This is a genomic window from Streptomyces sp. YS-3 (genome assembly GCF_045257485.1).
Taxonomy (GTDB): Bacteria; Actinomycetota; Actinomycetes; order Streptomycetales; family Streptomycetaceae; genus Streptomyces.
This window is the reverse complement of record NZ_JBJHPC010000971.1, coordinates 1-1,510: the sequence shown is the minus strand read 5'-3', so window position 1 is coordinate 1,510 and position 1,510 is coordinate 1. Positions and strand designations below refer to the sequence as shown.

Genomic DNA, 1,510 nt, shown 5'->3' with positions numbered 1-1,510 from the left:
GCTCCGGTGTTCGGCAGGGCTGTTCCGGGGTGTGGGGGACCGCGGGGCGGCGCCCCGGCGGTCCGGGGCGCCGCTCCGTGCGGCCTGTCGAGCGGTCGTGCCAAGCGCATACGGCGGTCAGTCGTCCAGGACCGCCAGCGCGTCGATCTCGATGAGCAGCCCCGGGGGCAGGCCCACGTACACCGTCGTACGGGCCGAGGCGGGGGCCTTCAGGCCCTGCTCCTCGAAGTACGCGTTGTAGATCTCGTTCATCTCGGCGAAGTGGGCGACGTCCGTGAGGTAGACGCGCATCATCATCACGTCGTCCCAGGTGGCGCCGCCCTCCTCCAGGACCGACTTGACGTTGGCGAAGGTCTGGAGGGTCTGCTCGCGCAGGGTGGGACCGGCGGTGACGGGTGCCCTGCCGTCGGCCGCCGGCAGGAACCCGACCTGCCCGGCGACCTGGAGGATGTTGCCCTTGCGCACGCCGTGCGAGAACTTCGCGGGCGGGGTGGCGTGGGTGGCGGGGATCAGGGCTGCCTTCTCGGGCTTCTCGGGCTTCTCGGGCCCGTTGCTCTTCCCGGTCATGAACTGCCTTCCTTCTCGGGGATGGTGCCGGAGTACTCCCGGCTGACGGCGTCCGCGGTGCGGCGCACCAGCGGGAGCAGGCCGAGGAGTTCCTCGGCGGTGACGACGACGTTCGGCGCGGAGACGGACATCGCGGCGACGACGCGGCCGTCCGTGCCGGTCACGGGCGCGGCCACGCAGTTGATGGACTCCTCGTGGCCGCCGAGGTCGGTGGCCCACCCCTGTTCGCGTACGGCCGCGAGCTCCTTCAGGAACGCGTGGGCGTTGGGCGTCGAACGGGAGGTGTACAGGGGGTAGTCGAGCCGGTCGGCCACCGCCCGGCGCTCGGGCTCGGGCAGGTCGGCGAGGAGCAGCTTGGCGACGGCGGCGACGGTGATGGCGACGGGCTTGCCGATGCGCGAGTACATACGGACGGGGTAGCGGCTCTCCACCTTGTCGATGTAGAGCACCTCGCCGTCCTCGTACACCGCGAGGTGGACGGTGTGCCCGATCCGCTCGTTGAGCGCGACGAGGTGGGGGTGGGCGATCTCCCGTACGTCCAGGTTTTCGACGGCCTCCTGGGCGAGCGCGAACAGGCGGGCGCCGAGGCGGTAGCGCTGGTCCTCCTGCCGGTAGACGAGGCCGTGCTCGTGCAGGGTGCGCAGCAGCCGCAGGGCGGTCGACTTGTGCACCCCGAGCCGCTCGGCGACCTGGCCGAGGTCGGCGGGGCCCTGCGCCAGCAGCGGCAGGATGCTCAGCGCCCGGTCGACGGTCTGGCTCATGGCGTCCGTACCTCCCTTTCCTCCCCCGTCCAGCCGGGGCCGAGTCGAAGTCTCCCCCAGGCGTCGTCGTCCAGGGCGGCGAGCCGGTCGGCGTGGGCGCGGGCGGGCGGGGCCGTGTGGTCGCCGGGCACGGTGAGCACGGCGGCGGCCATGAGGTGCCCGTGCCGCGCCCGTTCCCGTAC

At 72.5% G+C, this 1,510-nt stretch carries 2 protein-coding genes and 1 pseudogene; all 3 read right to left on the bottom strand.

Features of this window, described 5'->3' with window-relative positions; translation table 11 throughout:
• Positions 1–117: 117 nt before the first annotated feature.
• The gene (locus tag ACJA3G_RS36795; RefSeq protein WP_406557361.1) at positions 118–567 is read right to left on the bottom strand and encodes a RidA family protein; all 450 of its coding nucleotides are present in this window, start codon (positions 565–567) and stop codon (positions 118–120) included.
• A complete protein-coding gene (locus ACJA3G_RS36790) occupies positions 564–1,328 on the bottom strand; it encodes an IclR family transcriptional regulator (RefSeq protein WP_406557360.1) in 765 nt (254 codons plus the stop codon). Before ACJA3G_RS36790 ends, ACJA3G_RS36795 begins: the two co-directional genes overlap by 4 nt.
• A pseudogene (locus tag ACJA3G_RS36785) lies at positions 1,325–1,510 on the bottom strand (sugar kinase); the annotation flags it as partial. The gene ACJA3G_RS36790 and the pseudogene ACJA3G_RS36785, both read right to left, overlap by 4 nt.